Origin of the sequence: Pseudomonas ekonensis (assembly GCF_019145435.1) — a bacterium.
In the GTDB taxonomy this organism is placed as follows: domain Bacteria; phylum Pseudomonadota; class Gammaproteobacteria; order Pseudomonadales; family Pseudomonadaceae; genus Aquipseudomonas; species Aquipseudomonas ekonensis.
Genome location: NZ_JAHSTS010000002.1, coordinates 432637 through 458215, shown reverse-complemented (window position 1 = coordinate 458215; position 25579 = coordinate 432637). Strand labels below are relative to the sequence as shown.

The window sequence follows — 25579 nt, the reverse complement described above, 5'->3', positions numbered from 1 at the left end:
AGATCTTCTGCCGATTGGTCTCTGCCGGAGTTGTTTGATGCTGTCACTGCTCACCGATCATCCCTTGATTTGCGCGCTGATCCTGATCCTGGTCGATCTGGGGCTGTGGCGCCTGATCAGCTCCCGCGGCAGCGGGTGGAAGCTGCTGGTGCGGGTGGTGATCTTCACGTTGTTCAGCATCCTGCTGTTCAACGAAGGCCTCAACCCGATGGAGACCGCGCCCTGGGCCGACAACGTGCCGCTGCACCTGGCGGCGACCGGCCTGCAGATCGGCTGGTGGCTGTTCGGCGCGCGCACCCTGACGGTGCTGATCGGCGCGGCGATGATGCAGCGGGTCGGGCACACCGGGCGGCTGCTGCAGGACCTGCTCGGGGCCGTGATCTTCCTGATCGCGGTCATCGCGGCGCTGGCCTACGTGCTCGACCTGCCGGTCAAGGGCGTGCTGGCGACCTCCGGCGCCTTGGCGATCATCGTCGGCCTGGCGTTGCAGAGCACCCTCAGCGACGTGTTCTCCGGCATCGTGCTCAACACCACCAAACCCTACCAACTGGATGACTGGATCTCCATCGACGGCACCGAAGGCCGGGTCACCGACATCGACTGGCGCGCCACCCGCCTGCAGACATCCCAGGGCAGCATGGCGGTGATCCCCAACTCGCTGGCGGCCAAGGCCAAGATCATCAACTTCAGCCGGCCGAGCAACATGTTCGGGGTGTCCGTCAGCGTGCAGGTGAGCCCGCATTCGCGGCCCAACACGGTGCTCGAGGCGCTGGAGCGGGCGGTGCAGGGGTGCCGCTTCCTGTTGGACGACCCGGCGCCCAGCGTGGCGATGAAGAACGCCACCAGCACCGGCGTGGAATACGAGATCGGCGGCTTCGTCGCCTCGATGAGCGAAAAGCGCTCGGTGCGCAATCAGCTGTTCGATCTGGCGTACCGGCATCTGCAGGCCTGCGGGGTCAACCTGCTGTCGAGCGTCGAACCCCTGGTGCCCGCCGACCTGTCGCGGCCCCGGGCCCTGCTGGAGAGTTCGCCGATCTTCTCCACCCTGCGCGAGGAAGAAAAAGACACGTTCAGCCAGAACATGACCCTGCAGACCTTCCGCGCCGGCGAGGTGATCCTGGAGGCGGGGCAGGTCAGCGACCATCTGCTGATCATCGAGTCAGGCGTGCTCTCGGTGACGCTGCTGCGCCACGGCACGCCGTTCGAGTCCGGGCGCATGGGGCCGGGCGAGGTGATCGGCGAGGCCGGCATCCTGAGCGACTCGGCCTTGCCGGCGACGTTCTCGGCCAAGACCTATTGCACGCTGTACCGCATCGAAAAGGCTTACCTCAAGCCCTGCCTGGATGCCCGCCACGACATCAGCGACGCCATGAAGGCGCTGCTGGATTTCCGCCTGCTCAAGGCCAAGAGCCTGACCCAGGAAATGCCGGTGGTGGTGACGAAGAAGGGTTTCCTGCACTGGCTGCGGCATCACGTCTGATGCCGCTTCATCCTGTCCCGGCGCCTCAGAAGTCCACGGTCGCCGACACCTTCAGGGTGCGCGGCGTGCCCTGGGTCAGGTAGCCGCCGTAGGCCGACGCCCAGTAGGCCTCGTTGGCGACGTTCTCCAGGTTGGCGCGCAGGGTGACCTGCCGTTCATCGAACCTCAAGGTATAGCGCGCACCGAGGTCGAAGCGGCTCCAGGCCGGGATGCTCTGGGTGTTGGCCGCGTTCAGGTACTGGCCGCCGGTGCGCAGCATGCGGGCGTTGAGCGCGGCGCCCTCAAGGCCCGGAATGTCCCAATCGGCGCCGAGGTTGAACTGAAAGCGCGGCACGCCGACCGCACGGTTGCCGTCATTGACGCCGTTGGCGCTGCCTTCGAGTTCGGTCTTCATCACGGTGGCGCCGCCGAGCAGGCGCAGGCCGTCCAGCGGTTCGCCGTAGACGTTGAGTTCCACGCCCTTGTTGGTCTGCTGGCCGTCGACGCGGAAGACGCCGTCCTGGGTGTAGCTCGACGGCTGTTCGATGCGGTACACACCGAGGTTGCCGCCGTAGCGGCCCATGTCCAGGCGCACGCCGGCTTCGACCTGCTTGCTGCGCACCGGGGCGAAGGTTTCGTCGCGGTTGATCGCGGTGGTCGGCGGCGTCGGGCCTTTGGCCAGGCCTTCGATGCGGTTGGCGTAGAACGCGACATGTTCCCAGGGCTTGATCACCAGGCCGTAGACCGGGGTGGTCACCGACTCTTCGTAGCTGGAGGTGCGGGCGCCGGTGGTGGTGCTCCAGCCGTCGACCTTCAGGGTCTGGCGGCGCACGCCAAGGGTCAGCAGGAGGCGATCGTCGAGGAAACCGAGGGTGTCGGAAAGCGCTTCGCTGCGCAGGGTGTTCTTGCCGACGATGCGCGGGTCGTTGATGTCGCTGCCGAACGAGGTGGCGGTCGGGCGCGGTTTGTCGGTGACGTCGTACAGGTTGGTGCTGTAGCGCGATGCCGCGCCGATGGTCTCGAAGGCCGAGCGCTGCTCGCCCCAGATCCCGGCCCAGCCGAGGTTCATCCGGTGGCTGACTGCGCCGGTGTCGAAACGGCCGTTGAGGCCGGCCATGGCGCTTTGGTTGTCTTCGTCGTGGGGCGGGTAGAGCATGCCGCCGCGGGCGTTGCCGTTGAGGTCGGTGACGGTCAGCGACGAGTACACGCCGTTTTCCCGGGTGTGCTTGGCGCCGCCCGACACGTAGGCCGTCCAGTCGTCGTTCAGGTCGTATTCGGCGCGGGCCATGCCGAAGGTGTCTTCCAGTTGCGAGTAGCTCCAGGGCTGCGCATAGCTGGCGTTGGCGTCCGGCACCTTGGGCGTCTTCTTCAGGGCCGAATCGACGTACACCACCGAACGGCCCTGGTTGATCACCTGCTTCTGGTAGCCGAAGTCGGTGGAGACCCGCAGGCGTTCGCCGCGGTAGTCCAGGCCGAGGCTGAACAACGAAGTGCGTTGATCCTCGTCGTCCACGGCGGTGTCGCCCTCGCGCTGCAACAGGTTGAGCCGTGCGCCGAAGCGGTTGTCCTCGCCGAAGCGCTGGCCCAGGTCCAGGTGAGTGCCGACCCGGCCGTCGGCGCTCCAGTCGAGGGTGACGCTGCGGGTCGGCGTGTCCAGCGCACGCTTGGGCTGCAGGTTGACCCCGCCGCCGATCCCGCTGCCGCTGGGGGTGACCCCGTTGACGAAGGCGTTCGGGCCCTTGAACAGCTCGACCCGCTCCAGCGCCTCGGTGGCGATGATCTGCCGCGGCAGCACGCCGTAGAGGCCGTTATAGGAAATGTCATCGGAGGCCAGGGGCAGGCCGCGGATCATGAACACCTGGGAGAAATTGCCGAAGCCCGACGACTGGCGCACCGACGCGTCGTTGAGCAATACGTCGCCGACGGTCTGCGCCTGTTGGTCGGCGATGGCGGTGGCGGTATAGCTGGTGACGCTGAAGGGCAGGTCATTGACCGCCTGGTTGCCGAGCACGCCGACCTGCGCGCTGCGGGCGACCTGTCCGCCGCCGTAGGTGTCGCTGTTGTCGTCACGCAGGGCGCTGACGGTGGTGGCGCCCAGTTCCAGAGCACCGTGCGCCGCGACTGTCGGTGCCACGGTATAGCCGCTGGCGCCGCTGCGGATCAGTTCGAAGCCGCTGCCTTCCAGCAGCCGGGCGAACCCGGCCTGCGCGGTGTAGGTGCCTTGCAGCCCGGGACTCTGGCGGTCGCCCAGTTGTGCCGGGTCGAACGACAGCGGCACGCCGGCGCTCACCGCGAACTGCGCCAGCACGTGGCCGAGCGGGCCGGGGCCGATGTTCACGCTGAGGCCGGCGCTTTCGTTGAGGCTGTCGGCGGCCTGGACGAGCGCAGGCACGAGGGCGCCGAAGGCCAGGGCAAGGCTCAGGTTCAGGGCCTTGAGCGGAAAAAGGGCAGGGCGGGACGGTGGCGTTGCGGTCATTCGGTGTTCCTGTCGGGGCGTGGAATCGCAAGGGTCTATCCACACACCGGACGAGCGACGAAAAGGTATCAGGGCACAGCGGTTTTTTTCTCGGGCTCAGACGCGCGGCTCCACCGTCAGCCAGTAGCGGGTGCGGCTGTGGATGCTCAGCGGCAGGGTGTCGCTGAGCAGGCGCAGGCTGGCGTCGGTGTCGCGCAGGGAAAACGCCCCCGAGACGCGCAGCGCCGCCACATCCGGATGGCAGCGCAGCACGCCGTGGCGGTAGCGGGCGAGCTCGGCGAGCAGTTCGTCCAGACGCATGCCGCTGGCCAGCAGCATGCCCTTGTCCCAGGCCAGGGTGGCCGTGTCGAAGGTTTCGGCGCCGTCGAAGCCGCTCAACCGGAAACGCTGGCGCTCGCCTGCCTTGAGCGTATGGCTTTGCTGGAGCAGTTGCGGGGTGATCTGCACCTGGCCCTCAAGCACCTGGACCTGGCTGCGCGAGCCTTCGGTGCGCACGCAGAACCGTGTGCCGAGCGAGCGGGCGAGGCCTTGCGCGGTCTCCACGATGAACGGACGGGCGCTGACGTCGGCGGCGGTGCTCACCATGATTTCGCCGTTGAGCAGCGACACCCGGCGTTCGACCGGGCTGTAGGCGATGTCCACGGCGGTGTCGGTGTTGAGCAGCAGTTGCGAGCCGTCCGGCAGTTGCAGGTGCTTCTGCTCGCCGACGGCGGTGCGCTGGTCGGCGGTCCACTGCTGCCAGGGCAGGTGCTGCGAAGCGATGCCCAGTGGCCCGGCCATCAGCAACAGGCCGAGGCGGGTGAGGGTCTGCCGGCGGCTGAGGCCTTCCTTGCGCGAGGCCCGTTGCAGGGTCTTCAGGGCGACATTGGCCGGCACGCTGCGAAAGTCCCCGAGCAGTGCTTCGGCCCGCTGCCAGGCCATGGCGTGTTCGGCGCTGCGGCTGCGCCACTGGGCGACGGCCCGGTGATCGGACGGCGTGGCGGTGCCGGAATGCAGTTGCACCAGCCAGTCGGCCGCTTCGCCGAGAATCTGCGGGTCGATCATCGGCGCCGTCATCAGGCGACGCTCAGGCAGGCCACGAACGCGGCGCGCATGTGACGCTTGACGGTGATCAGCGACACGCCCAGGCGGGCGGCGATCTGTGCGTAGGTCAGGCCTTCGATCTGCGACATCAGGAACGTGTCGCGGGTCTGCGCCGGCAGTTCGCGCAGCAGCGCCTCGATGCGCCACAGGGTTTCGAGGATCAGGTAGCGGGTCTCCGGCGACGGCACTTCGGCGGCGGGAAGCTGTGCGATGGTCTCAAGGTAGGCGCGCTCGATGTCCTGGCGCCGCCAGCGGTCGATCATCAGCCCCTTGGCGATGTGGGTCAGCAGTGCCCGGGGCTCGTTGCCCAACGGCCTGGCCGCTTGCCGGGTGAGCAGGCGCAGGAAGGTGTCGTGGGCCACGTCGGCGGCATCGCAGCGGTTGCCGAGCCTGCGCTGCAGCCAGCCTTGCAGCCAGCCGTGATGGTCGCTGTAGAGACTATGGATTTGCTGGTTCAACGGCGGGTCGATGGACGACATGACGGGCAGATACTCGGTGCGGGCATCCGTGGCCTGAGTGCAATTAAGAATTGATCGCATTCTAGTGGCGCGCCGCCAGGGTTGGCAATTGCCGTCCCGGTTTTCTTTTTCGGGCACCTGCGCAGTGGTCACCCGGACTTCTGCCGGATTGGCTATTTGTGCAATGGGGCAACGGGCTTAACGTAACCGCACATTCACTTGACCCGGAAACCTGCCATGAAAGCCCGCATCGATTTCTACACCGCTTCCCCCGACGCACTCAAAGCGATGATGGCCCTGGAAAGCGCCGTCTCCAGACTGCCGCTGGAAAAGAGCCTGATCGAACTGGTCAAACTGCGCGCTTCGCAGATCAACGGCTGCGCGTTCTGCATCGACATGCACACCAGCGATGCGATCAAGGGCGGCGAGACCCCGCGCCGCCTGTTCGCCGTGACCGCCTGGCGCGAGGCCCCGTTCTTCACCGACCGCGAGCGCGCCGCCCTGCTGTGGACCGAATCGCTGACCCAACTGAGCCTGACCCACGCGCCCGACGAAGACTACGAGGCCGTCAGCGCCCAGTTCTCGCCCAAGGAAATGGTCGACCTGACCGTGGCCATCAGCACCATCAACAGCTGGAACCGTCTGGCCGTCGGTTTCCGCAAGACCCCGCAGGCCTGATCCAACGGCATTGACCCTGCCCGGCGGTGGCTGCACTGACGCTGCCGCCAGCAGGCCGGCTCCTGCAGTGATCCCGGTTGAACGTCGCATCCGGGATCACTGCAATCTCCCAAGGCCACCTTCAATGTGCGTCGGCACTCGGCGCGGGCGGCGGCAGCACCTTGCGCATCAAGGGCACCATCGCCGTGGCGAGGCCGAAGCACACCATGATCACCAGAAACGTGTCGCCATAGGTCTGCGTCTGCGCCTCACGGTAGGTCAGCAGCCACAGTTGGCGCAGGCTGGCGGTCATGCCCGCATCCCCGTGCTGCCCCAACGCTGCGAGGTTGCCGCCGACCTGGCCCAGCCATTGGTTCAGCGCTTCGTTGCTGCTGTTCAGGTGCTCCGCCAGCCGTGTGAAGTGCAGGTTGGTGCGGTCGTTGAGGATGGTCGCGCACGCCGCGATGCCGATGGCGCCGCCCAGGTTGCGCATCAGGTTGAACAGGCCCGAGGCGTGCTTGAGCCGTGCCGGCGCGAGGCCGCCCAAGGTCAACGTCACCGCCGGCGGCACCGCCAGTTGCTGGGCGATGCCGCGCAGGGCTTGCGGCAGCAGCAGTTCCCCGGCGCCCCAGTCGTGGGTGATCGGGCTGAATTCCCACATCGACAGAGCGAACAGGGCAAGGCCGGCCATCATGATCCAGCGCAGGTCGACGCGGTTGGCCAGGAAGGCGTACAGCGGAATCGCCATGATCTGGAACACGCCGGTGGAGAACACCGCCAGGCCGATGTCCAGCGCGCTGTAGCCGCGCACCCGGCCGAGGAACAGCGGCGTCAGGTAAATGGTGGCGAACAGGCCGATGCCGGTGACGAAGGAAAAGAAGCAGCCCAAGGCGAAGTTGCGGTCCTTGAGGGCGCGCAGATCGACGATCGGATTGGCCACCCGCAAGGTGCGGCCGATGAAGGCCAGGCCGGCCAGGCCGCTGATCCACGCGGTGGTCAGGATGGTGCGGTCGCTGAACCAGTTCCAGCGCGGGCCCTCTTCGAGGGTGTACTCCAGGCAGCCGAGAAACAGCGCCAGCAGGATCATGCTCGGGTAGTCCGCGCCCTTGAGCAGCGACAGTTCCGGGCGGTCGATCTTCACCAGCATCGGCACCGCCACGGCGACGAAGATCCCCGGCAGCAGGTTGATGTAGAACAGCCAGTGCCAGGACGAAAGATCCGTGATCCAGCCGCCGATCACCGGGCCCAGGGTCGGCGCCAGCGAGGCCACGGCGCCGATGGTCGCCGCCGCGATGACCCGTTGCTTGCCGGTGAAGAAAAAGAACGCCGTGGTGAACACCAGCGGGATCATCGAACCGCCCAGGAAACCCTGCAACGCCCGGAACGCGATCATGCTCTGGATGTTCCAGGCGATGCCGCACAGCAGGCTGGCGAGGGTGAAGCCGACCGCCGAGGCGCAGAACAGCCAGCGGGTGGAAAACACCCGGGACAGCCAGCCCGACAGCGGAATCACGATGATCTCGGCGATCAGGTAGCTGGTCTGCACCCACGCCGTCTCATCGGTGCCGGCGGACAGCCCGCCGCCGATGTCGCGCAGCGAGGCCGAGACGATCTGGATGTCCAGCAGCGCGATGAACATGCCGATGCACATCGTGGCGAAGGCGAACACCTTGGTCGCCGTCGCCATGTCGGCGGCATTGAACGCGGGCGCGGGGACGGCCTGGGCGCGGCTCATGGCGCGCTGGCCACGGCGGCGGTGTCAGGCCGGGCGCGGGTGTCGACCTCGGCGGTCACCGAGAGCCCCGGCCGCAGGTGGCCGAGCACGCCGTCGGCGGGGTCGAGCAGGATCCGCACCGGCACCCGCTGGACGATCTTGGTGAAGTTGCCGGTGGCGTTTTCCGGCGGCAACACGCTGAACTGCGAACCGGTGGCCGGGGCCAGGCTGTCGAGGCGGCCGTGGAATTCCTGGCCGGACAGCACATCGGCGCGGATGCTCACGCGCTGGCCGGGTTTCATCCGGGCCAATTGGTCTTCCTTGAAGTTGGCGTCCACCCACAGGCCGCTGGCCGGCACCACCGACAACTGCTGCGAGCCCGCCTGGGCGTAGGCGCCGACCCGGGCGCGGCGATTGCCGATCACGCCGTCCACCGGCGCGCGCAGCTCGGTGTAGCCGAGGTTCAGTTGCGCCAGGTCGCGCTCGGCCTTCGCCTGCATCAACGCGGCGCGGGCCTGCTGCTTGCGGGTTTCGATGACCGAGAGCTGGCGCTGCGCGGCGAGCAGTTCGGCCTGGGCGCGGGCGCTCTGGGCCTGAGCGGTCTTGAACGTGGCGTCGGCCCGTTGCGCGCTTTCCACCGAGACGGCGTTGGTGCTCACCAGGCGTTTGTAGCGTGCGTTGTCGTCCCGCGAACGGGCGGTTTCGGCACCGGCGGCGTCGATGCCGGCGCGGGCCTGGCCGATCACGGCCTGCTGCAGTTGTTCGGTGGCGTCGAGGTTGGCCAGCAGCGCCTCTTCGGCGGCGACCGCGCCTTCGGCCTTGGCCAGGCTGGCGCGGTAGTCCCGCGAGTCGAGGCGGATCAACACGTCGCCGGCCTTGACCGGTTGGTTGTCGCTGACCAGCACTTCTTCGATGTAGCCGGCGACCTTCGGCCCGATCACCGTGACGTCGCCGCCGATGTAGGCATCGTCGGTCTCTTCCAGGAACCGTCCGGCGCTCCACCAATGGGCGGCGTACAGTCCGGCGAACGCCAGGGCGGCGATCCCGGCGGCGGGCAACAGCAGGCGCTTGAGCAGGGGAGACTTGGCGGCGCTGACCGGGACGGCGAGGTCGGGTTCGACGGTGGGCATGCTGGTCATGGGGAAGTACCTGTGGAAGCGGGCTGTTATTACGGCTGTAATATGACGCAGGTAATATTTTGTGGCAATTCATTTCTGCTGCCGGCCGACAGAGGGTTGCCCGACACGTTCGACCCACGGGCAAACGCCTCAGGCAATGGAGCATGCCGCCGTCGCAATGACGAATCCCGGCAATCGGCCAACACCCTTTGAGCACTGCTTCAAGGCTCGCATCCGCCCCTCAGGGAAACCCTGAGGGTGCGCAAAACCCTCCGTGATGGCGGTCGATGACGGCAAATCACTGAATTGTTTAAGAAATGTAACCGCTGTAGGAAGCGTCTTGCATTTGCGTAGGAGGGCTCCGACTATCACGATCATTGATGAAGTGGCATTACGCCATTTGATGATCGCAAGGAAGTTGAGTGCCGTATTCGTTCCGCGCTGTTTCCCGTTGTCGTTCCCTGCGTCGCCCGCTGTTGTCGGCCTTTGTGCTGAGCGTGTGCGCCTCCCCGGCCGGGGCTGCCGAACCGGCGTCCGCCGGCCAGGAAGCGCTGCGTCAGCAGCAACAGCAACAGCGCGACCTGCAACAGCTGCAGCTCGAACAACGGCGCCGGCAACTGGAACGCGGCGCGTTCGGCCCGGCGTCGGCCCCCACGGCCACCGCCCAGCCCGTCACCCCCGACGAGCGCTGCTGGCCCCTGAGCGGCACGCGCATCGGCGGCGTCACCCTGATCGACAGGGACGCGCTCAATGCGCGGATCAAACCACTGCTGGCGCCGTGCATGGGCGTCAACCAGATCAACCACCTGCTGGCGAACATCACCGCGATCTACGTCGAGCAGGGCTACATCGCCAGCCGTCCCTATTTGAGCAGCGCGCCGGCGGCGGGGCAGTCGCTGGACATCCTGGTCGACGAGGGCTACGTCGAGTCCATCGAACTGGCCGACCAGAGCTTGCCGGTGTCGCTGGGCGGCGCCTTTCCCCACATGCTCGGCAAGCCGCTGAACCTGCGCGACCTGGAGCAGGGGCTGGACCAACTGAACCGCCTGCGTTCGGTGGATCTGACCGCCGACATCGCCCCCGGCAGCCAGTCCGGCGCTTCGCGGATCGTCCTGCGTTCGCGCAGCGCCGGGCAGTCGCGCTGGGCTTTGGGGCTGGGTGCCGACAACCTCGGCAGCGCCAGCACCGGGCGCGACCGCAACACCGTCAGCCTCAGCTTCGACAGCCCGCTGGAGCTCAACGACCTGTTGAGCCTCAGCGCCAGCGACACCCTCAACCGGGGCGACCGCTACAGCCGCAACGCCAGCCTGTACTACGCGATTCCCTACGGCTACTGGACCTACAGCGCGTTCGCCAGCCACGCCGAGTACCGGGCGCCGTTCAAGCTCAGCACGACGACCCTGTACAGCACCGGAATCACCGACCAGCTCAGCCTGCGCGCCGACCGCGTGCTCTGGCGCGACCAGAGCCGCCAGCTCAGCGCCAACCTGCAACTGGCCCACAAAGACGTCGACAGCTATCTGGCGGACGCCCGCCTGGGCATCCAGAGCCCGACCCTGACCGTGGCCGAGGCCGGGCTCAACCTGTTCTGGCTCGACCGCGCGGTGTGGAACCTGGACGTCAACTATGCCCAGGGCCTGCGCTGGTTCGGTGCCGACGATGACGCCGGGCGCCAGGTCAGCAACCTGCCCAAGGCGCAGTTTCGCAAATACCGCGCCGGCCTCAGCCAATGGCGCAACGGCCGGCTCGGCGATCAGGCCTGGCAATGGCAGAGCCAGCTCAACCTGCAATACAGCCCCGACCCGCTGCCGGCCATCGAACAGATGCTCGGCACCGATGATTCCGCCGTGCGCGGTTACCGGGTCGCCAGTGCGTCCGGCGCCAGCGGCGCGATCTGGCGCAACACCCTGCGCCTGCCGCTGGCGACGGGGGGATCCGTGCAGGTCACCCCGCGCCTGGGGCTCGACCACGGCTGGATCAAGGCCGACCACGGTGCGCCGGGCCAACGCCTGAGCGGCGCCAGCGTCGGCCTCAATCTGGGCTGGAAGAACCTGCAGGTGGACATCGACTACCAGCGCAGCCTCGACACCCCCAGCGGCTTGCCCCATGAGCCCGACGCCTGGCTGATGCGGGTGGGGGTGCAGATATGAACAACGCAGTGAACCCACAGCCGACGGATCTGAGCGCGACAGCCCCGGCCAAGACCAAAACGCGCGACGTGATGCCGTACTTACATGGAGACGTTTTTATGCCAGCACACACCTTCGCATTCAACCTTTCGCCCCGGGGCCAATTGCGCTGGGCCATCGCCAGCCTGTTCCTGGCCGCCCACCTGCCCAGCGCCCTGGCCGGCGGCGTGGTGGTCGCCCCCGGCCCCGGCGGCACCGCGCAATTGCAGACCCAGGGCGGTGTGCCCATCGTCAACATCGTCGCGCCCAACGGCTCGGGCCTGTCGCACAACCAGTTCCTGGACTACAACGTCGACCGCCAGGGCGTGGTGCTGAACAACGCCTTGCAGGCCGGGCAGTCGCAGCTCGCCGGGCAACTGGCGGCCAACCCGCAATTGCAGGGCCAGGCCGCGAGCGTGATCCTCAACGAAGTGATCAGCCGCAACCCGTCGGCCATCAACGGCGCTCAGGAAATCTTCGGCCGCGCTGCCGACTACGTGCTGGCCAACCCCAACGGCATCTCGGTCAACGGCGGCAGTTTCATCAACGCGCCGAACGCCAGCCTGGTGGTCGGCCGTCCGGAGCTGAACGACGGCAAGCTGCAATCGCTGAATACCCGCGACGCCAGCGGCCAATTGCAGATCCAGGCCGGCGGCCTGCGCAACGGCGAAGGTTCGGTCAACCTGATCGCTCCGCGCATCGACAGTCAGGGCAACCTCAGCGCCCGCGACCAATTGAACCTCACCGTCGGACGCAACCAGGTGGATTACGCCAGCGGCCAGGTGAAGACCGTGGACCCGAGCGGCCACACCGCCGACCAGCGGATCGACGCCAGCCTGTTCGGCGCGATGCAGGCCGGGCGCATCAACATCGTCAGCACCGCCGAAGGCGCCGGTGTGAAGGTGGGGGCGGTGCAGGTGGCCGGGCGTGACGGCGTGCAGATCCGTTCGGCCGGCGACCTGAGCGTCAGCGGCCAGGCCGTCGCCGACAGCCTCGACGTGACCCGTGCCGGCATCCGCAGCAGCCAGGGCGATGTCGGCCTGCACAGCGGCAAGGACCTGACCCTGGCCGCCACGGACGTCAGCGGCCGCGACGTGAAGGCCGACGCCAAGCGCAACCTGACCCTCACCACCGTGGAAAGCCGCAAGCTCCAGGAACAGCGCGAGAACTGGAGCAACAACACCATCGGCATCACCTGGGAAACCTACGAGCGCACCCGCACCGACAGCGATTCGCGCCAGCACGGCAGCCAGATCGTCGCCAGCCGCGATGCGCAACTGTCGTCCGGCAAGGACACCGAACTTACCGCCGCCAAGGTCGAAGCGGCCGGCGACCTGAGCGTGCAGAGCGGCGGCGACCTGCGCCTGACCGCCGCCACCGAGCGCCACGTGCAGACCGACCAGGGCAAGCACCGCAAACACCTGTGGAAGGCCGACTGGGACAGCAGCAGCGAGACCCAGCGCAGCGTCACCAGCCAGCTGAAGGGCGGCAACATCGCCCTGCAGACCGCCGCGTTGCTGCGCTCCGAAGGCGCAGAGCTGACCAGCCGGGGCGACCTGCAACTGGCCGGCAAGCAAGTGGACATCACCACCGCCAGCCGCACCGACCGCAGCAGCGACAACCGCTACGCGGGCGATCTGGTGGGCGGCGGCTTCTTCGGCAAGACCGGCGACGCCGACAAGGGCCAGACCCGTCACCAGGGCAGCAAGGTCAACGCGACCGGCAAACTGACGGTCAAGGCCGACGATGTGCGCATCAGCGGCAGTCAGGTGCGCGGCGGCACCGACGCCAGCGTGATCAGCGACAGCGGTTCGCTGGTGGTCGATGGCGTGCAGGACACGTCCCACAGCAACAGCCACGACAAGGACAGCAAGTTCTTCGGCATCACCAAGGACGAGTCCCGGCAGAACGCCAAGGACAGCACCACGGTGCGCAGCGAACTGGTGTCCGACAGCAACCTCAAGCTCAAGAGCGCCAAGGACATCGAAGTCGCCGGCGCCTCGGTCAAGGCCGGCGCGGCGCTGACCGCCGACGCGGCGGGCGATGTGAACGTGAAGGCTACGCAAAACACCCGCGAGCGCAGCGACAGCACCCAGACCCGCGGCTTCGACGCCTATGCCAAAGAGAACGCGCCGGACGCCGGGCAGTACCGTGCCGGCATCCATTACGAAGACAAGCAGAAGACCGTCACCGCCAGCGATGTCAGCCAGCAGGGCGCCAGCCTCAGCGGCGGCACCGTGCAGGTGAAGGCCGGCGGCGACCTGACGGTCAAGGGCGGCGAGGTGAAATCCACCGCCGGCGACACGGCCCTGAGCGGTCAGAACGTGTCGCTGCTGGCGGAGCAGGACAGCCACCAGACCTCCACCGACACAGCCAATACCGGCGGCGGCTTCTACTACACCGGCGGCCTTGACCGCGCCGGCAGCGGCATCGATTTCGCCCGCGACACGGCGCACGACGCCTCCAGCAAAACCACCGCGCAGGCCACCGGCGTGCAGAGCAGCGGCGGCCTGACCATCAATGCCGGCACACTCGTCACCGAAGGCGCGCAGCTCAAGTCCGGCAACGGTCTGAATGTGGTCGCCAACGAGGTGGACAACCGTGCGGCCGGCAACACCTCCAGCAGCACCCACGACGAAAGCCACTGGTCGGCGGACGTCGGCGCCAACGTCGAGTACAAGGACATCGCCCGGCCGGTCGTCGCAGCGGTCAAGGACGTGCTCGCCGGCAAGGTGCCGGACAAGGACGCCCTGACCAACCTCGGGCAGCCGAACGTCGGCATCGATGTCGCAGTGGGCCACGCCAGCGCCGGCAAGACCGAGCAGGGCAGCACCGCCGTGGTCAGCCGCTTCGACGGCGCTACCGTGGACGTGAACGTCGCCGGCACGCTGAAGGATCAAGGCACCCAATACAACGCCAGCGCCGGCAAGGTGAACATCGACGCCGGCAAACTGGTGGCCGACGCGGCGGCCGATACCCGCAGCAGCCGCGACAAGGCGGTGGACGCCAAGGTCGATGTGCGCGTCTACACCAAGACAGGCGAGGACGTGAACGTCGCCGGCAGCGGCGCCGGCGGCAGCAGCCAGACCCGCACAGACAGTTCGACGTCGGTGGTCGGCGGTTATGCCGGCAGCCAGGGCGTGAACGTCAACGTGCGCGGCGACGCGCAGTTCGAGGGCAGCCGGTTCGACGGCGGCCAGGGCGGCGTCAACGTCAAGACCGGCGGCGACCTGGCCCTGAACCAGGCCAACGACCGTCAGGGCAGCGACAGCTCCAGCTTGCGCGGCAACGGCTCGCTGACCGTCGGCACCTTGCCGGGCACCGACGGCACCAACGTCGATCTCGGCGCCGGGTTCCAGCTCGACCACACCGGCAAGCAGGTCAACGACAGCCAGGCCCGTGTGGCGAGCGTCCAGGGCAACGGTCCTGTGCAGTTCACCAGCGGCGGCAACCAGGTCCAGCAAGGCGCGAAGATCGACAGCGCTGGCGCCATCGACCTGAAGGCCGGCGGCACCCTCGACCTGCAAGCGGCCACCGACACCCACGTCGCCACCGGCGGCAACCTCGGCGGCGGCCTGAAGGCGGGCGGCAGCAAGACCAGCAGCGAGAAAAGCCGCGATCAGGGCGGCAACCTCAGCGGCAACTTCAACATCGGCCGGGTGAACGAAAACACCCAGACCCTCAAGGGCGGCCAGCTCGACAGCCGGACCGGCATCGCCCTGAGCGGCGATTCGGTCCGCCAGCAGGGCACCCAGGTCGGTGCGCCGAGCGTGAGCCTCGATGCCGGCAAGGGTGGCGTCGTGCTGGAGTCCGCGCAGTCCAGCGACAGCCGCAACAACTGGAACGTCGCCCTGAATGCCGGCGGCAACCTGAGCCAAAGCACGCCGACCGCCGCCGACGAGAAGGCCAGCAGCGACCATGGCTTCAACGCCGGGGCCAAGGTGGGCGTGGACTATGTGCAGGGCACCACGCAGCAGAACAGCCGGATCAAGGCCGATGCGGTGGCGTTGAACAGCGCGGGCGACGCCCGCCTGAGCGGTGCGCAGGTGGAGGGCAAGACCGTGGGCGGCAAGGTTGCCGGTGACCTGACCGTCGAAAGCCGCCAGGACACGCAGAACCACGCCAAGGTCGATGTGGATCTGGGCCTGACCGGCAAAAAGAACCCGCCGAGCGACAAGAAGGAACTGGCCGGCACCGACTACAAGCCGACGCTCACCGCCCAGGGCGAATACGCCCACAAGGACAGCGTCGGCCAGGCGTCCGGCATCAGCGGCCAGCAAGGCGTGAACCTGAACGTCGGCGGCGCCACGCAACTGACCGGCGCGCGGATCTCGGCAGCGGACGGTCGGGTTGGCCTGGGTGGCTCGCAGGTCAACAAGACGGGGCTGGACAACCGTGATTACGGGGCCAAGGCCGGGCTGACCCTGCCGCACAAGGCCGAAGAGAACGCACCTAAGGTCTCGGTTGAAAACGGCACGCTGAAGGCCGGCCCGGTCACCGTCAGCGGTCACTTCGACAGCCAGACGCTGCAGGCCGGCATCGACGAACGCGGCTGAAGCACCCACGGTGGATGAGCCCCATCCACCGTCTAACCCTGTAGGAGCGAGCCTGCTCGCGATGGCGTCGGACCAGTCACTGCAAAGGTGCCTGTTCCATCGCCATCGCGAGCAGGCTCGCTCCTACAGGGGGGGCATGGTCTGGCCAGCGTCGATTTCTTCGCCCCCGCTGGAAAACCCGCAGGACGGCAACTAGCGTGTGAGAACGGACGCTCACTGCAAGGGACTGACGGGGTGCAACGACATGGGCAAGAAGTTCGGCAACGGCTGGTGGATCGATGAAGGGGTGCTGATGTCCGACGAGCGCGCGACGGATCTCGAAGCCGCCGCCAAGCATTTCCCGGACGACTACGACCCGATGATCTTCCTCACCGGCGATGCCCACCGCGAGCCGCCGTTCCAGTGGGCGGCGCAAGGTGTCTGGGCGAACTTCTTCGAGCCGCTGATCGAGGACAACAAGATCGTCTGCCACGTCGAGCAGTACCCCAGGGCGGTCACCCGTGATTCGGTGCCGCCGCTGTTCGGCCCGGTGTTCGACCACGGCAAGGTGTTCGGCTGGGAGCACGCGGTGTTCCCGATCCTCGAAAACCTGATGAAGAACTACTACAACAACGCCCATGCGTTTCCCAACACGATCTCCGTGGGCTTCCTGCGCGGCATGCTGGTCGACAGCGGGAACGTGGCGAAGATGGGCTTCCTGCTGGCCGAGCATCAGGACATCGTGACGTTCGCCAAACCTTACGTCGTGGCAAAGACCGGGTTGGCGGGTGTCTTCAGTTCTCTGCCGGCCGACAAGAGCCTGATCCCGCCCAAGGACGGCCTCAAGTTCAAGGATCTGTATTCCGCTTACGTGCGGGCCGGCATGGAGCTGCGCACGGGCATCCATCCGCACATCGCCCCCGCGATCCAGCGCCTGATCGACACCTACCGCGATCACATCCACCTGATCACCTGCGGCGACGCGCACCTGCTGGTCAATCCGCTGTACCAGTACCTGAACCCGCCGGTGGGCTGCTTCGGCATCGTCGATCCGGATCAGGGCAAGGTCAAGGGCAAATCCAAATAGGGCAGATGCCGCCTCCCGTCGACAGGGCCAAGGAACGATTGCCGGGCGTAATACGAAACATTACTATTCACGCCCCTTTCCTCAGCACGCCGCCATGATCCCCATGCTGCCCCGCAGACCCGGCTTTTTCGAGCATTACGAAGAGTTGATCGGCACCTGGACCCGTCGCCTGCGCAATCGTCAGCAGGCCGAGGATCTGGCGCACGACACCTTCGTGCGGGTGCTCGAAACCGATGCGGCGACGGTGCAGCAGCCACGGGCGTACCTGCACCAGACCGCGCGCAACATTGCGGTGGACGGTTTTCGGCGTGAGGACCGACGGGGCGCCATGGAGTCGGAGGCGATCGATCTCAGTGAGTCGCCGACCGGCGACCCGGAGCATTACATGCATGCGATCCAGCTGGCCGATTCCATCGAACGGGCGCTCGCGGAGCTGCCGGTCAACTGCCGGCGGATCTTCGTCTGGCAGAAGCTCGAAGGCCTGACCCAGGCGGAAATCGCCGAGCGCCTGGGGCTGTCCAGGAACATGGTGGAAAAGTATATGATCCGCACCCTGCGGCACCTGCGCGACCGTCTGGACGGGTTGCAGCCATGAGCGGGCGCCGTCATTCATCCCCGGCCAGACAGGACATTCCATGATGGAAACCCGTGATTGCGCGTGCGGGCAGGCAACGGTGCGCGATGAGGCGGCACGCTGGTTCGTGCGCCTGCAGGAGGCTGCCGTCAGCGTGGACGAGCGGCAGCGCTTCGACGCCTGGCTGAACGAACATGCCCCGCACCGGGACGAGTTCCTGTTGCTGCAAGGCGTATGGAGCGCCGCCGACCTGCTGCCGGCGCCGCGCCTGAAGGCCTTGTGCGACGCGCCGCCGGCCCGTCGCGGGCGCCGGCCGGCGCTGCGTTATGCGGTGGCCGCCGGGGTGCTGGCGGTGGCGGTCGGGCTGGGGCTGTTCAGCGGGCTCAACCCACCGGCGGGCTACAGCGCCGAATTCGCGACGAAGACCGGCGAACGGCGGCATGTGGCGCTGCCCGACGGTTCGGTCGTCGACCTCGACAGCCGCAGCGCCCTGAAGGTGCGCTTTGAAAAGGATCGCCGCGTCGTCGAGTTGACCGAAGGCGAAGCGATGTTCAGCGTCGAGCACGACACCTCGCGCCCGTTCGTGGTCGAGGCCGGCAGCGGCAAGGTCACGGTCACCGGCACCCGCTTCGACGTGCGCCGCGACCCGGCGCAGACCCGGGTCGCGGTGGAGCAGGGCACGGTCAAGGTGCAGGGCCGCAACGCGCCGGACAACGCCTTCGTCAGCCTGACCGCCGGCCTGGGCACCCATGTCGATGCCCAGGGCGCCGTCGCGCCGGCCTATGCGGTCAATCCGGCCGAGCTGACCGCCTGGCGCAGCGGCAAGCTGGTGTTCAACAACGCCAGCCTGAGCGACGTGGCGGCGCAGGTGTCCCGTTACCGCGACAAGCCTTTGAAGGTCTCCGGCCCCGCCGTGGCCAACCTGCGCCTGACCAGCGTGTTCCGCACCGACAACACCGACGCCTTGCTCAAGGCCTTGCCGAACATCCTGCCGGTGGCCGTGCGCACGCTGGCCGACGGCAGCCAGGAAATAATTTCAAAATAAAATTCAGGTTTTTTTCGAGTTCATCGTCTTCCTGTTCAACTGCAACTGGTTTGCATTAACAGACGCATACACTTGCGATCCACAGGACTACGTTCGACGTGAAAAACACCACCGCCAACAACAAGAAATCCCCTTGGCTGCCGCTGGCGCTCGCGCTGGCGGTCAACGCTGCCGTGCCGCTGGCGTTCGCCGCCGACGCCATTCACATCCGCGCGCAGCCGCTGGGCCAGGCCCTGAGCGAACTGGGCCAGCAAACCTCGCTGCAAGTGTTTTTCAGTCCTGACCTGGTCGCCGGCAAACAGGCCCCGGCGGTGGACGGCAACCTCTCGCCGGAACAGGCCCTGCGCCAATTGCTGCAGGGCAGCGGCCTGGACTACCAGATCAACGAAGGCTCGGTGACGCTGTCCCCGGCGCCGACGGCCGCCGCCAATGGCCCGCTGGAATTGGGCGTGACCGACATCAAGGTGGTCGGCGACTGGCTCGGCGACGCCGACGCCGCCGTGGTGCAGAACCATCCCGGCGCCCGCACCGTGATCCGCCGTGAAGCCATGGTGGAGCAGGGCGCCATGAACGTCGGCGACGTGCTCCGTCGCGTGCCGGGCGTGCAGGTGCAGGAGGCCAACGGCACCGGCGGCAGCGACATCTCGCTGAACGTCGGCGTGCGCGGCCTGACCTCGCGCCTGTCGCCGCGCTCCACCGTGCTGATTGACGGCGTGCCGGCGGCTTTCGCCCCCTACGGCCAGCCGCAGCTGTCGATGGCGCCGATCTCGTCGGGCAACCTCGACAGCATCGACGTGGTGCGCGGCGCCGGTTCCGTGCGCTACGGGCCGCAGAACGTCGGCGGCGTGATCAACTTCGTCACCCGCGCCATCCCCGAAAAAGCCACCGGCGAAATCGGCACGACGCTGGAGACTTCCCGGCACGGCGGCTGGAAACACATCGACACCGCGTTCCTGGGCGGCACCGCCGACAACGGCATCGGCATGGCGCTGCTGTACTCCGGCGTCAACGGCAACGGTTACCGCGAGCGCAACAACGGCAACGACATCGACGACGTCATCCTCAAGACCCATTGGGCGCCGACCGAGCAGGACGATTTCAGCCTCAACTTCCATTACTACGACGCCAGCGCCGACATGCCCGGCGGCCTGACCCAGAAGCAGTACGACGACAAGCCATTCCAGTCCGACCGCGACTACGACGGCTTCAGCGGCCGGCGCAAGGACGTGTCGTTCAAGTGGATCCGCCAGATCGACGAGCGCACCCAGGCCGAAGTGCTGACCTACTATTCCGACAGCTTCCGCGGCAGCACCATCGCCGCCCGCGACCAGAAGACCCTCAGCTCGTTCCCGCGCTCCTACTACACGCTGGGCATCGAGCCGCGGGTGTCGCGGGTGTTCGACGTCGGCCCCACCACCCAGGAAGTCAGCGTCGGCTACCGCTACCTGAAAGAGGCCATGCACGAGCAGTCCAGCCGCCTGGCCCTGGTCGACAACCAGCCGGTGGTGACCAAGACCTCCGACGGCCACGTGTTCCAGGACCGCACCGGCGGCACCGAAGCCAATTCGGTGTACGTCGACAACAAGATCGACGTCGGCAACTGGACCGTGACGCCGGGCATCCGCTTCGAGCACATCAGCACCGACTGGCACGACCGCGCGGTGCTCGACACCGCCGGCAAGCGCGTGCCGGAGAAGAACCGCAGCATCGAAAGCAACGAGCCGCTGCCGGCCCTGAGCGTGATGTACCACCTGTCCGATGCGTGGAAGCTGTTCGCCAACTACGAGACTTCGTTCGGCAGCCTGCAGTACTTCCAGCTCGGCCAGGGCGGCTCGGGCGACCAGACCGCCAACGGCCTGAACCCGGAAAAGGCCAAGACCTACGAGATCGGCACCCGCTACAACGATGACGTGTGGGGCGGCGAGGTGACGCTGTTCTACATCGACTTCGACGACGAACTGCAATACATCAGCAACGACGTGGGCTGGACCAACCTCGGCGCGACCAAGCACCAGGGCGTCGAAGCGTCCGTGCACTACGACATGGCGGCGCTGGATCCGCGCCTCGACGGCCTGACCGCCAACGCCGGCTTCACCTACACCCGGGCGACCTACGAAGGGGAGATCCCGGGCTTCAAGGGCCGTGACCTGCCGTTCTATTCGCGCCAGGTGGCCACCGTCGGCCTGCGTTACGACATCAACCGCTGGACCTACAACCTGGACGGTTTCGCCCAGTCCAAACAGCGCTCGCCGGGCACCGGGGTCAACGCCGACGGCAGCTTCAGCGGCAACTACATCACCGAAGGCACGGCGGACGGGCAGTACGGCGACATCCCGGGCTACGTGACGTGGAACGTGCGCGGCGGCTACGACTTCGGCGCGCAACTGTCGAACCTCAAGCTGGGCGCCGGGGTGAAGAACATCTTCGACAAGCAGTACTTCACCCGCTCCAGCGACAACAACTCGGGGATCTACGTGGGCACGCCGCGTACGTTCTTCGTGCAGGCCAGCGTCGGCTTCTGACCTGAACCTGTGGCGAGGGAGCAAGCCCCCTCGCCACAGTGTTTCCAGCACCCGGCTTGAAGCTTGAAGCTTGAGGCTTGAGGCTTGAGGCTTGAGGCTTGAAGCTTACCCCTTCAGACCTTAAGCACTTTCCCGCCGATCGCCACCGCCACCAGCAGCACCGCCATCAGACCGAAGGCGAAACTCAGGCTGCTGCCGTGGGCGACGAACCCGATCACCGCAGGCCCCGCCAGAATCCCCGCATAGCCCAGGGTGGTGATGGCCGGCACCGCGATGCTTTCCGGCATCACCGTCTGCTTGCCCACCGCCGTGTACAGCACCGGCACGATGTTCGAGCAACCGGCTCCGACCAGCGCGTAACCGATCAGGGCCGCCTGCCAGGACGGCGCGAACGTGGCCAGGAACAGGCCGGCCGCCGCCGTCAGGCCGCCGAACAGGATCACCCGGGTGGCGCCCAGGCGCTGGACGATGCGGTCACCGGTCAGGCGGCCCGCCGTCATGGTCAGGGCGAACGCGGCGTAGCCCAGGCCGGCATAGGCCTTGTCGATGCCGCGCTCCTCGGCCAGGAACACCGCGCTCCAGTCCAGCGCCGCGCCTTCGGTGAGGAACACGATGAAGCACATGCCGCCGATGAACAGGACGATGCCATGGGGCACCGCAAACGCCGGCCCCGAACTTTCGCTGCCGTAGGACAGCATGTGCGGCACGGCCTTGAACAGGGACGCGACCAGCAGCGCGACCACCACCAGCATCGCCGCCAGCGGCGACAGGCCCAGGCCCAGCAGGGCGCTGACGCCCGCCGCGCCGACGATGCCGCCGAGGCTGAACAGGCCGTGGAACCCGGACATCATGTTTTTCCCGCTGGCCCGCTCGACGATCACCGCTTGCAGGTTCACCGTCGAATCCACCGTGCCCAGCCCGGCGCCGAACATGAACAGCGTGGCGATCAGCGCCGGAACCGACGACACCGTCGCCAGCAACGGCAACGCCGCGCAGATCAGCAGCGTGCCGCCGGTGGCCACCTTGCGGCAGCCGAACCGGGTGGCCAGGATGCCCGCCAGCGGCATCGCCAGGATCGACCCCACCCCCAGGCACAGCAGCAACAGGCCCAGCGTGCCTTCGTCGAGCCCGGCCCGGGCCTTGGCGTAAGGCACCAACGGCGCCCACGCCGCAATGCCGAGGCCGGCGATGAAGAAGGCGATGCGGGTGGACATCTGTTGCAGGCGTCCGGGAATGAAAGCGGCTTGGGCGTTGAGGTCGGTCATGGGAATCCTTGGCAGAATCGTTACAGCAGGCGGACATCCTTGCACAGTGAGCCAGCGGGCGCGAGCAGGCTTGCGCCCGTACGGGGTACAGTTATGGCTTTGAACCATCCGGGAACCGACCGATGACGCCGCTTTACGATGCACGGGGCAACCTTTACGCCGTCGTTTCACCCCAGGCGCTGCGGGAGGCCGGCGTGCCGTTGCCCGCCACGGCGCAAGATTGCGCGGCGTCGCGGTCGTCGTGGAGCCGCGCCGCAGTGGCGGCCTGCTGCGAGTGGCCTGAAGGCGAGCGCCCGGCGGGGGCCAAGGCGCACCGCAGCGACGGCCTGTTGATCGGCCCGTTCCAGTCCGCGCCGCCGTTCGACGTGCTGATCGTCAACACCGACGGTTCGTTGGCCGAACGCAGCGGCAACGGTCTGACGATCTTTTCCCAGGCGCTGCTCGAACAAGGCCTGATGCCGGAAGAGGGCGCGTTGCTGCGGGTGCATCACGACAAGCAGGACGCCGTCTCGCCTGTGGCCACCGCCGTGAAACCGGCGCAGGTCGACGGCACGCAAGGCTTCTGGCTGGACCTTGGCCGACCGGGGTTCGGTCCGGCCGCGGTGGGCGCGCAAGGCGTCGGAACAGTGGTCTTCCAGGGGCGCGAGCTCAGCCGGATCGAACCGCTGGCGCAACTCGATCCGGCCTGGGGCCGCAGCCAGTTCGTGCGCATCGGCAATCCCCATGGCGTCACGCTGGTGGCCGACGGCGCGCACCTGCCGGACAACGAACAACTGCGCGATGCGCCGCTGAACCAGCCCCTGACCCGGATCGCCTACGCCATGCCCGAAGGCGCCGGCGAGCCCTGTCCGGCCGGGGTCAACCTGCAATGGGCGTTGCGCGGCGGCGAGCAGCGCGTCATCGCGCGGGTGTTCGAACGCGGCGAAGGCCCCACGGCGTCCTCCGGCACCAGCGCCAGTGCGGTGGCGTGCGCGGCTTGGCGGGTCGGTTGGGTGAAGGCGGGGCAGGTGCAGGTGGTGATGCCCGGCGGCACGGCGCCGCTGCTGCTGGAGGAGGTCGAAGGGGAACTGGCCCGCGTCAGCCTGTTCGGCACCGCGCACCTGCTGAACTGAAACCTCACACCCAACCCTGTAGGAGCGAGCCTGCTCGCGATGACGTCCGGTCAGACACTTCGATGTCCAAGGCCATACCGCCATCGCGAGCAGGCTCGCTCCTACACAAGGTCAGCGAGCGGTTTCGCTGAACTCCACCACCGGCATCTGCCGCTTCATCAGCACCTTGCCCCCGCGGATCGAATACAGCGGCAGGCCCTGGCTGCGGATCACTTCATAGTCGCTGTCCGCCGACAGGATCAGCAGGTTCGCCGGCCGCCCCGGCTCCAGCCCGTAGCGCTCGCCCAGGTGCAGGGCCTTGGCGCTGTTGTCGGTGACCAGGTCCAGGGCGTTCTGCAGGTTGCGGTAGCCGAGCATGTGGCAGATGTGCAGCCCGGCCTCCAGCACCCGCAAGATGTTGCCGTTGCCCAGCGGATACCACGGATCGACGATCGAGTCCTGGCCGAAGCAGACGTTCATCCCCGCCTCCAGGAGCTCGTTGACCCGGGTCACGCCCCGGCGTTTGGGGAACGTGTCGAAGCGCCCCTGCAGATGGATGCTCTCGGTGGGGCAGGAGACGAAACTGATGCCCGAGTGGCCGAGCAGGCGGAACAGCTTGGCGCAGTAGGCGTTGTCGTAGGAACCCATGGCCGTGGTGTGGCTGGCGGTGACCCGGGCGCCCATGCCGCGGCTGCGGGCCTCTTCGGCCAGCACTTCGAGAAAGCGCGAATGCGGGTCGTCGGTTTCGTCGCAGTGCACGTCCACCAGGCAGCCGGTGCGTTCGGCCAGGTCCATCAAAAACTTCACCGAACTCACGCCCTGGTCGCGGGTGTACTCGAAATGCGGAATGCCGCCGATCACGTCGGCGCCCAGGCGGATGGCTTCTTCCATCAGGTCGCGGCCGTTGCGGAACGACTCGATGCCTTCCTGGGGGAACGCGACGATCTGCAGGTCCGCCAGGTGACGGTTTTCCTCGCGCACCTCCAGCATCGCCTTGAGCGCGGTGAGCTGCGGGTCGGTGACGTCGACGTGGGTGCGCACATGCTGGATGCCGTGGGCGGCCAGGGCCTGGAGGGTTTTTCCGGCGCGGGCCTTGGTGTCTTCGAAGGTGATGGTGGCCTTGCGTTCGCCCCAGCATTCGATGCCTTCGAACAGCGTGCCGCTCATGTTCCAGCGCGGCTCGCCGGCGGTCAGGGTGGCATCGAGGTGGATGTGCGGCTCGACGAACGGCGGCACCACCAGGTTGCCGCCGGCGTCGAGGTCGTCGGGGCCCAGGGTGGGGGCTTCGGTCTGGCGTGCGACGCTGCGGATCAGGCCGTCTTCCAGGTGCAGTTCGTGCAGGCCTTCCTGGTTGCGCAAGCGGGCGTTGATGATGTGCATCGGCTCATCCTTTTCATGGATCGGGTGCGGTCACTGCGTCGTACCTTAGCGCAATACCCGCACCCGCTGGGACATCAGAGGAAACGCAGCAGGGCCGCGACGATGGCCTCCGGGGCATCTTCCTGGACCAGGTGCCCGGCGTTCGGGATGGCGTGGAACCGCGATCCGGGAATCATCCCGTGCAACGCCCGGCCGCGCTCGATCGGAATCCACTGATCGTCCTCGCCCCAGAGGATCTGCACCGGGCAGCGGATCGTCGGGTACAGGTCCTGCACTTCGCGGGTGTAGCGCTCGTCCATCTGCGCGATCTGCCGGTAGAACGCCGCCTGGCCCGGATCGCCCAGCCAGGGCTGCACGTAGGGGGCGAGCTCGCGGTCGGGCATGTCGCGGTGGACGGCGCCGCGGATGTAGGCCGGGACGACGGCCTGCTGGATGTAGTCGGGCAGGCCGCTGAACGCGGCCTCATGCTGGCGCACGTGCCGCACGAATGGCGAGCCCCAGGGCGACAGCGCGACCGGGTCGATCAGCGTCAGGCTGCGGTAGTCCTTGCCGTTGAGCAGATGGGTGCGCAGGGCGGTGGCGCCGCCGAAGTCGTGGGCCACCACGTCCGGACGTTGCAGGTTCCAGTGATCCAGCAGCTGCGCCAGCAGTTCGTTCTGCACCCCGAGGGACACGTCGGCATCAGGCTGCTCGGACTGCCCGTAGCCCAGCAGGTCGAAGCAGTGCACCCGGTGGGTCTTGTAGAAGTGCGGGGCGATGCGGTGCCATACGCAGGACGAGAACGGTGTGCCGTGCACGAACACCAGCGGCGGCCCGTCGCCGCGGACCGCATGGCGAACGCCTCGCCCGTTGAAGTCAAAGACCTGATCCAGCAGCCAGTCTGTCATGGGCCTGTCCTCTTGGCGGGTTGAGCCAAAAAGCATAGGCACAAAAAAACCACCGTTCCC

Annotated in this window: 17 protein-coding genes; 9 read left to right on the top strand and 8 right to left on the bottom strand. The window is 67.3% G+C overall.

The genetic code is table 11. The features are described from left to right. Nucleotides 1–37 precede the first annotated feature (37 nt). On the top strand, nucleotides 38–1480 hold the full coding sequence (locus tag KVG96_RS15135; protein ID WP_217892865.1) for a mechanosensitive ion channel family protein: 1443 nt from the start codon (nucleotides 38–40) through the stop codon (nucleotides 1478–1480). 25 nt (nucleotides 1481–1505) lie between these two features. On the opposite strand, the gene KVG96_RS15130 is transcribed toward KVG96_RS15135, so the two are convergent. From KVG96_RS15130 to KVG96_RS15120, 3 genes are all read right to left on the bottom strand, one after another. Next, on the bottom strand, nucleotides 1506–3935 hold the full coding sequence (locus tag KVG96_RS15130) for a TonB-dependent receptor (RefSeq protein ID WP_217892864.1): 2430 nt from the start codon (nucleotides 3933–3935) through the stop codon (nucleotides 1506–1508). A 96-nt stretch (nucleotides 3936–4031) separates the two neighbouring features. Continuing rightward, the gene (locus tag KVG96_RS15125) at nucleotides 4032–4991 is read right to left on the bottom strand and encodes a FecR domain-containing protein (RefSeq protein WP_217892863.1); all 960 of its coding nucleotides are present in this window, start codon (nucleotides 4989–4991) and stop codon (nucleotides 4032–4034) included. Beyond that, on the bottom strand, nucleotides 4991–5497 hold the full coding sequence (locus KVG96_RS15120; protein WP_217892862.1) for a sigma-70 family RNA polymerase sigma factor: 507 nt from the start codon (nucleotides 5495–5497) through the stop codon (nucleotides 4991–4993). The genes KVG96_RS15125 and KVG96_RS15120 overlap by 1 nt, the downstream gene beginning before the upstream one ends. A gap of 216 nt (nucleotides 5498–5713) precedes the next feature. Here KVG96_RS15120 and KVG96_RS15115 point away from each other — a divergent pair, with 216 nt between their 5' ends. Continuing rightward, nucleotides 5714–6154: a carboxymuconolactone decarboxylase family protein gene (locus KVG96_RS15115; protein WP_217892861.1), complete on the top strand. Its 441-nt coding sequence runs from the start codon at nucleotides 5714–5716 to the stop codon at nucleotides 6152–6154. Nucleotides 6155–6275: 121 nt separating this feature from the next. Here KVG96_RS15115 and KVG96_RS15110 read toward each other — a convergent pair whose 3' ends face one another. Together KVG96_RS15110 and KVG96_RS15105 are read right to left on the bottom strand one after the other, a co-directional pair. Beyond that, the gene (locus tag KVG96_RS15110) at nucleotides 6276–7868 is read right to left on the bottom strand and encodes a DHA2 family efflux MFS transporter permease subunit (RefSeq protein ID WP_217892860.1); all 1593 of its coding nucleotides are present in this window, start codon (nucleotides 7866–7868) and stop codon (nucleotides 6276–6278) included. Then, complete coding sequence (locus tag KVG96_RS15105) at nucleotides 7865–8986, bottom strand: HlyD family secretion protein (protein ID WP_217892859.1); 1122 nt, start codon at nucleotides 8984–8986, stop codon at nucleotides 7865–7867. Before KVG96_RS15105 ends, KVG96_RS15110 begins: the two co-directional genes overlap by 4 nt. 401 nt (nucleotides 8987–9387) lie before the next feature. Here KVG96_RS15105 and KVG96_RS15100 point away from each other — a divergent pair, with 401 nt between their 5' ends. The 6 genes from KVG96_RS15100 (at nucleotide 9388) to KVG96_RS15075 (ending at nucleotide 20896) form a co-directional block, all read left to right on the top strand. Continuing rightward, nucleotides 9388–11115: a ShlB/FhaC/HecB family hemolysin secretion/activation protein gene (locus tag KVG96_RS15100; protein ID WP_217892858.1), complete on the top strand. Its 1728-nt coding sequence runs from the start codon at nucleotides 9388–9390 to the stop codon at nucleotides 11113–11115. A 98-nt stretch (nucleotides 11116–11213) separates the two neighbouring features. Continuing rightward, the gene (locus KVG96_RS15095) at nucleotides 11214–15689 is read left to right on the top strand and encodes a hemagglutinin repeat-containing protein (RefSeq protein WP_217892857.1); all 4476 of its coding nucleotides are present in this window, start codon (nucleotides 11214–11216) and stop codon (nucleotides 15687–15689) included. 244 nt (nucleotides 15690–15933) lie between these two features. Continuing rightward, nucleotides 15934–16755: a hypothetical protein gene (locus tag KVG96_RS15090; protein WP_217892856.1), complete on the top strand. Its 822-nt coding sequence runs from the start codon at nucleotides 15934–15936 to the stop codon at nucleotides 16753–16755. Nucleotides 16756–16849: 94 nt separating this feature from the next. Beyond that, a complete protein-coding gene (locus tag KVG96_RS15085; RefSeq protein WP_085577512.1) occupies nucleotides 16850–17350 on the top strand; it encodes a sigma-70 family RNA polymerase sigma factor in 501 nt (166 codons plus the stop codon). A 40-nt stretch (nucleotides 17351–17390) separates the two neighbouring features. Continuing rightward, nucleotides 17391–18374, top strand: coding sequence for a FecR family protein (locus KVG96_RS15080; protein WP_217892855.1), 984 nt, complete (start codon nucleotides 17391–17393; stop codon nucleotides 18372–18374). Nucleotides 18375–18472: 98 nt separating this feature from the next. Further along, a complete protein-coding gene (locus tag KVG96_RS15075; RefSeq protein ID WP_217892854.1) occupies nucleotides 18473–20896 on the top strand; it encodes a TonB-dependent siderophore receptor in 2424 nt (807 codons plus the stop codon). A 113-nt stretch (nucleotides 20897–21009) separates the two neighbouring features. Here KVG96_RS15075 and KVG96_RS15070 read toward each other — a convergent pair whose 3' ends face one another. Beyond that, the gene (locus KVG96_RS15070; protein ID WP_217892853.1) at nucleotides 21010–22161 is read right to left on the bottom strand and encodes an MFS transporter; all 1152 of its coding nucleotides are present in this window, start codon (nucleotides 22159–22161) and stop codon (nucleotides 21010–21012) included. A 122-nt stretch (nucleotides 22162–22283) separates the two neighbouring features. Between KVG96_RS15070 and KVG96_RS15065 the strand changes: the two genes are divergently transcribed. Then, the gene (locus tag KVG96_RS15065; RefSeq protein ID WP_217892852.1) at nucleotides 22284–23273 is read left to right on the top strand and encodes a diaminopimelate epimerase; all 990 of its coding nucleotides are present in this window, start codon (nucleotides 22284–22286) and stop codon (nucleotides 23271–23273) included. Between the two features lie 111 nt (nucleotides 23274–23384). Here KVG96_RS15065 and codA read toward each other — a convergent pair whose 3' ends face one another. Continuing rightward, nucleotides 23385–24632 carry a cytosine deaminase gene (gene codA / locus KVG96_RS15060; protein WP_217892851.1) on the bottom strand — a complete coding sequence of 416 codons (1248 nt, stop codon included), beginning with the start codon at nucleotides 24630–24632 and terminating at the stop codon, nucleotides 23385–23387. 74 nt (nucleotides 24633–24706) lie between these two features. Further along, on the bottom strand, nucleotides 24707–25519 hold the full coding sequence (locus KVG96_RS15055) for an alpha/beta fold hydrolase (protein ID WP_217892850.1): 813 nt from the start codon (nucleotides 25517–25519) through the stop codon (nucleotides 24707–24709). Nucleotides 25520–25579 lie beyond the last annotated feature (60 nt).

Excerpts from the sequence above, each read along its gene's own strand:
- KVG96_RS15135 (WP_217892865.1), top strand. The coding sequence starts at position 38 with ATGCTGTCACTGCTCACCGATCATCCCTTGATTTGCGCGCTGATCCTG.
- KVG96_RS15130 (WP_217892864.1), bottom strand. The coding sequence starts at position 3,935 with ATGACCGCAACGCCACCGTCCCGCCCTGCCCTTTTTCCGCTCAAGGCC.
- KVG96_RS15125 (WP_217892863.1), bottom strand. The coding sequence starts at position 4,991 with ATGACGGCGCCGATGATCGACCCGCAGATTCTCGGCGAAGCGGCCGAC.
- KVG96_RS15120 (WP_217892862.1), bottom strand. The coding sequence starts at position 5,497 with ATGTCGTCCATCGACCCGCCGTTGAACCAGCAAATCCATAGTCTCTAC.
- KVG96_RS15115 (WP_217892861.1), top strand. The coding sequence starts at position 5,714 with ATGAAAGCCCGCATCGATTTCTACACCGCTTCCCCCGACGCACTCAAA.
- KVG96_RS15110 (WP_217892860.1), bottom strand. The coding sequence starts at position 7,868 with ATGAGCCGCGCCCAGGCCGTCCCCGCGCCCGCGTTCAATGCCGCCGAC.
- KVG96_RS15105 (WP_217892859.1), bottom strand. The coding sequence starts at position 8,986 with ATGACCAGCATGCCCACCGTCGAACCCGACCTCGCCGTCCCGGTCAGC.
- KVG96_RS15095 (WP_217892857.1), top strand. The coding sequence starts at position 11,214 with ATGCCAGCACACACCTTCGCATTCAACCTTTCGCCCCGGGGCCAATTG.
- KVG96_RS15090 (WP_217892856.1), top strand. The coding sequence starts at position 15,934 with ATGGGCAAGAAGTTCGGCAACGGCTGGTGGATCGATGAAGGGGTGCTG.
- KVG96_RS15085 (WP_085577512.1), top strand. The coding sequence starts at position 16,850 with ATGATCCCCATGCTGCCCCGCAGACCCGGCTTTTTCGAGCATTACGAA.
- KVG96_RS15080 (WP_217892855.1), top strand. The coding sequence starts at position 17,391 with ATGATGGAAACCCGTGATTGCGCGTGCGGGCAGGCAACGGTGCGCGAT.
- KVG96_RS15070 (WP_217892853.1), bottom strand. The coding sequence starts at position 22,161 with ATGACCGACCTCAACGCCCAAGCCGCTTTCATTCCCGGACGCCTGCAA.
- KVG96_RS15065 (WP_217892852.1), top strand. The coding sequence starts at position 22,284 with ATGACGCCGCTTTACGATGCACGGGGCAACCTTTACGCCGTCGTTTCA.
- codA (WP_217892851.1), bottom strand. The coding sequence starts at position 24,632 with ATGCACATCATCAACGCCCGCTTGCGCAACCAGGAAGGCCTGCACGAA.
- KVG96_RS15055 (WP_217892850.1), bottom strand. The coding sequence starts at position 25,519 with ATGACAGACTGGCTGCTGGATCAGGTCTTTGACTTCAACGGGCGAGGC.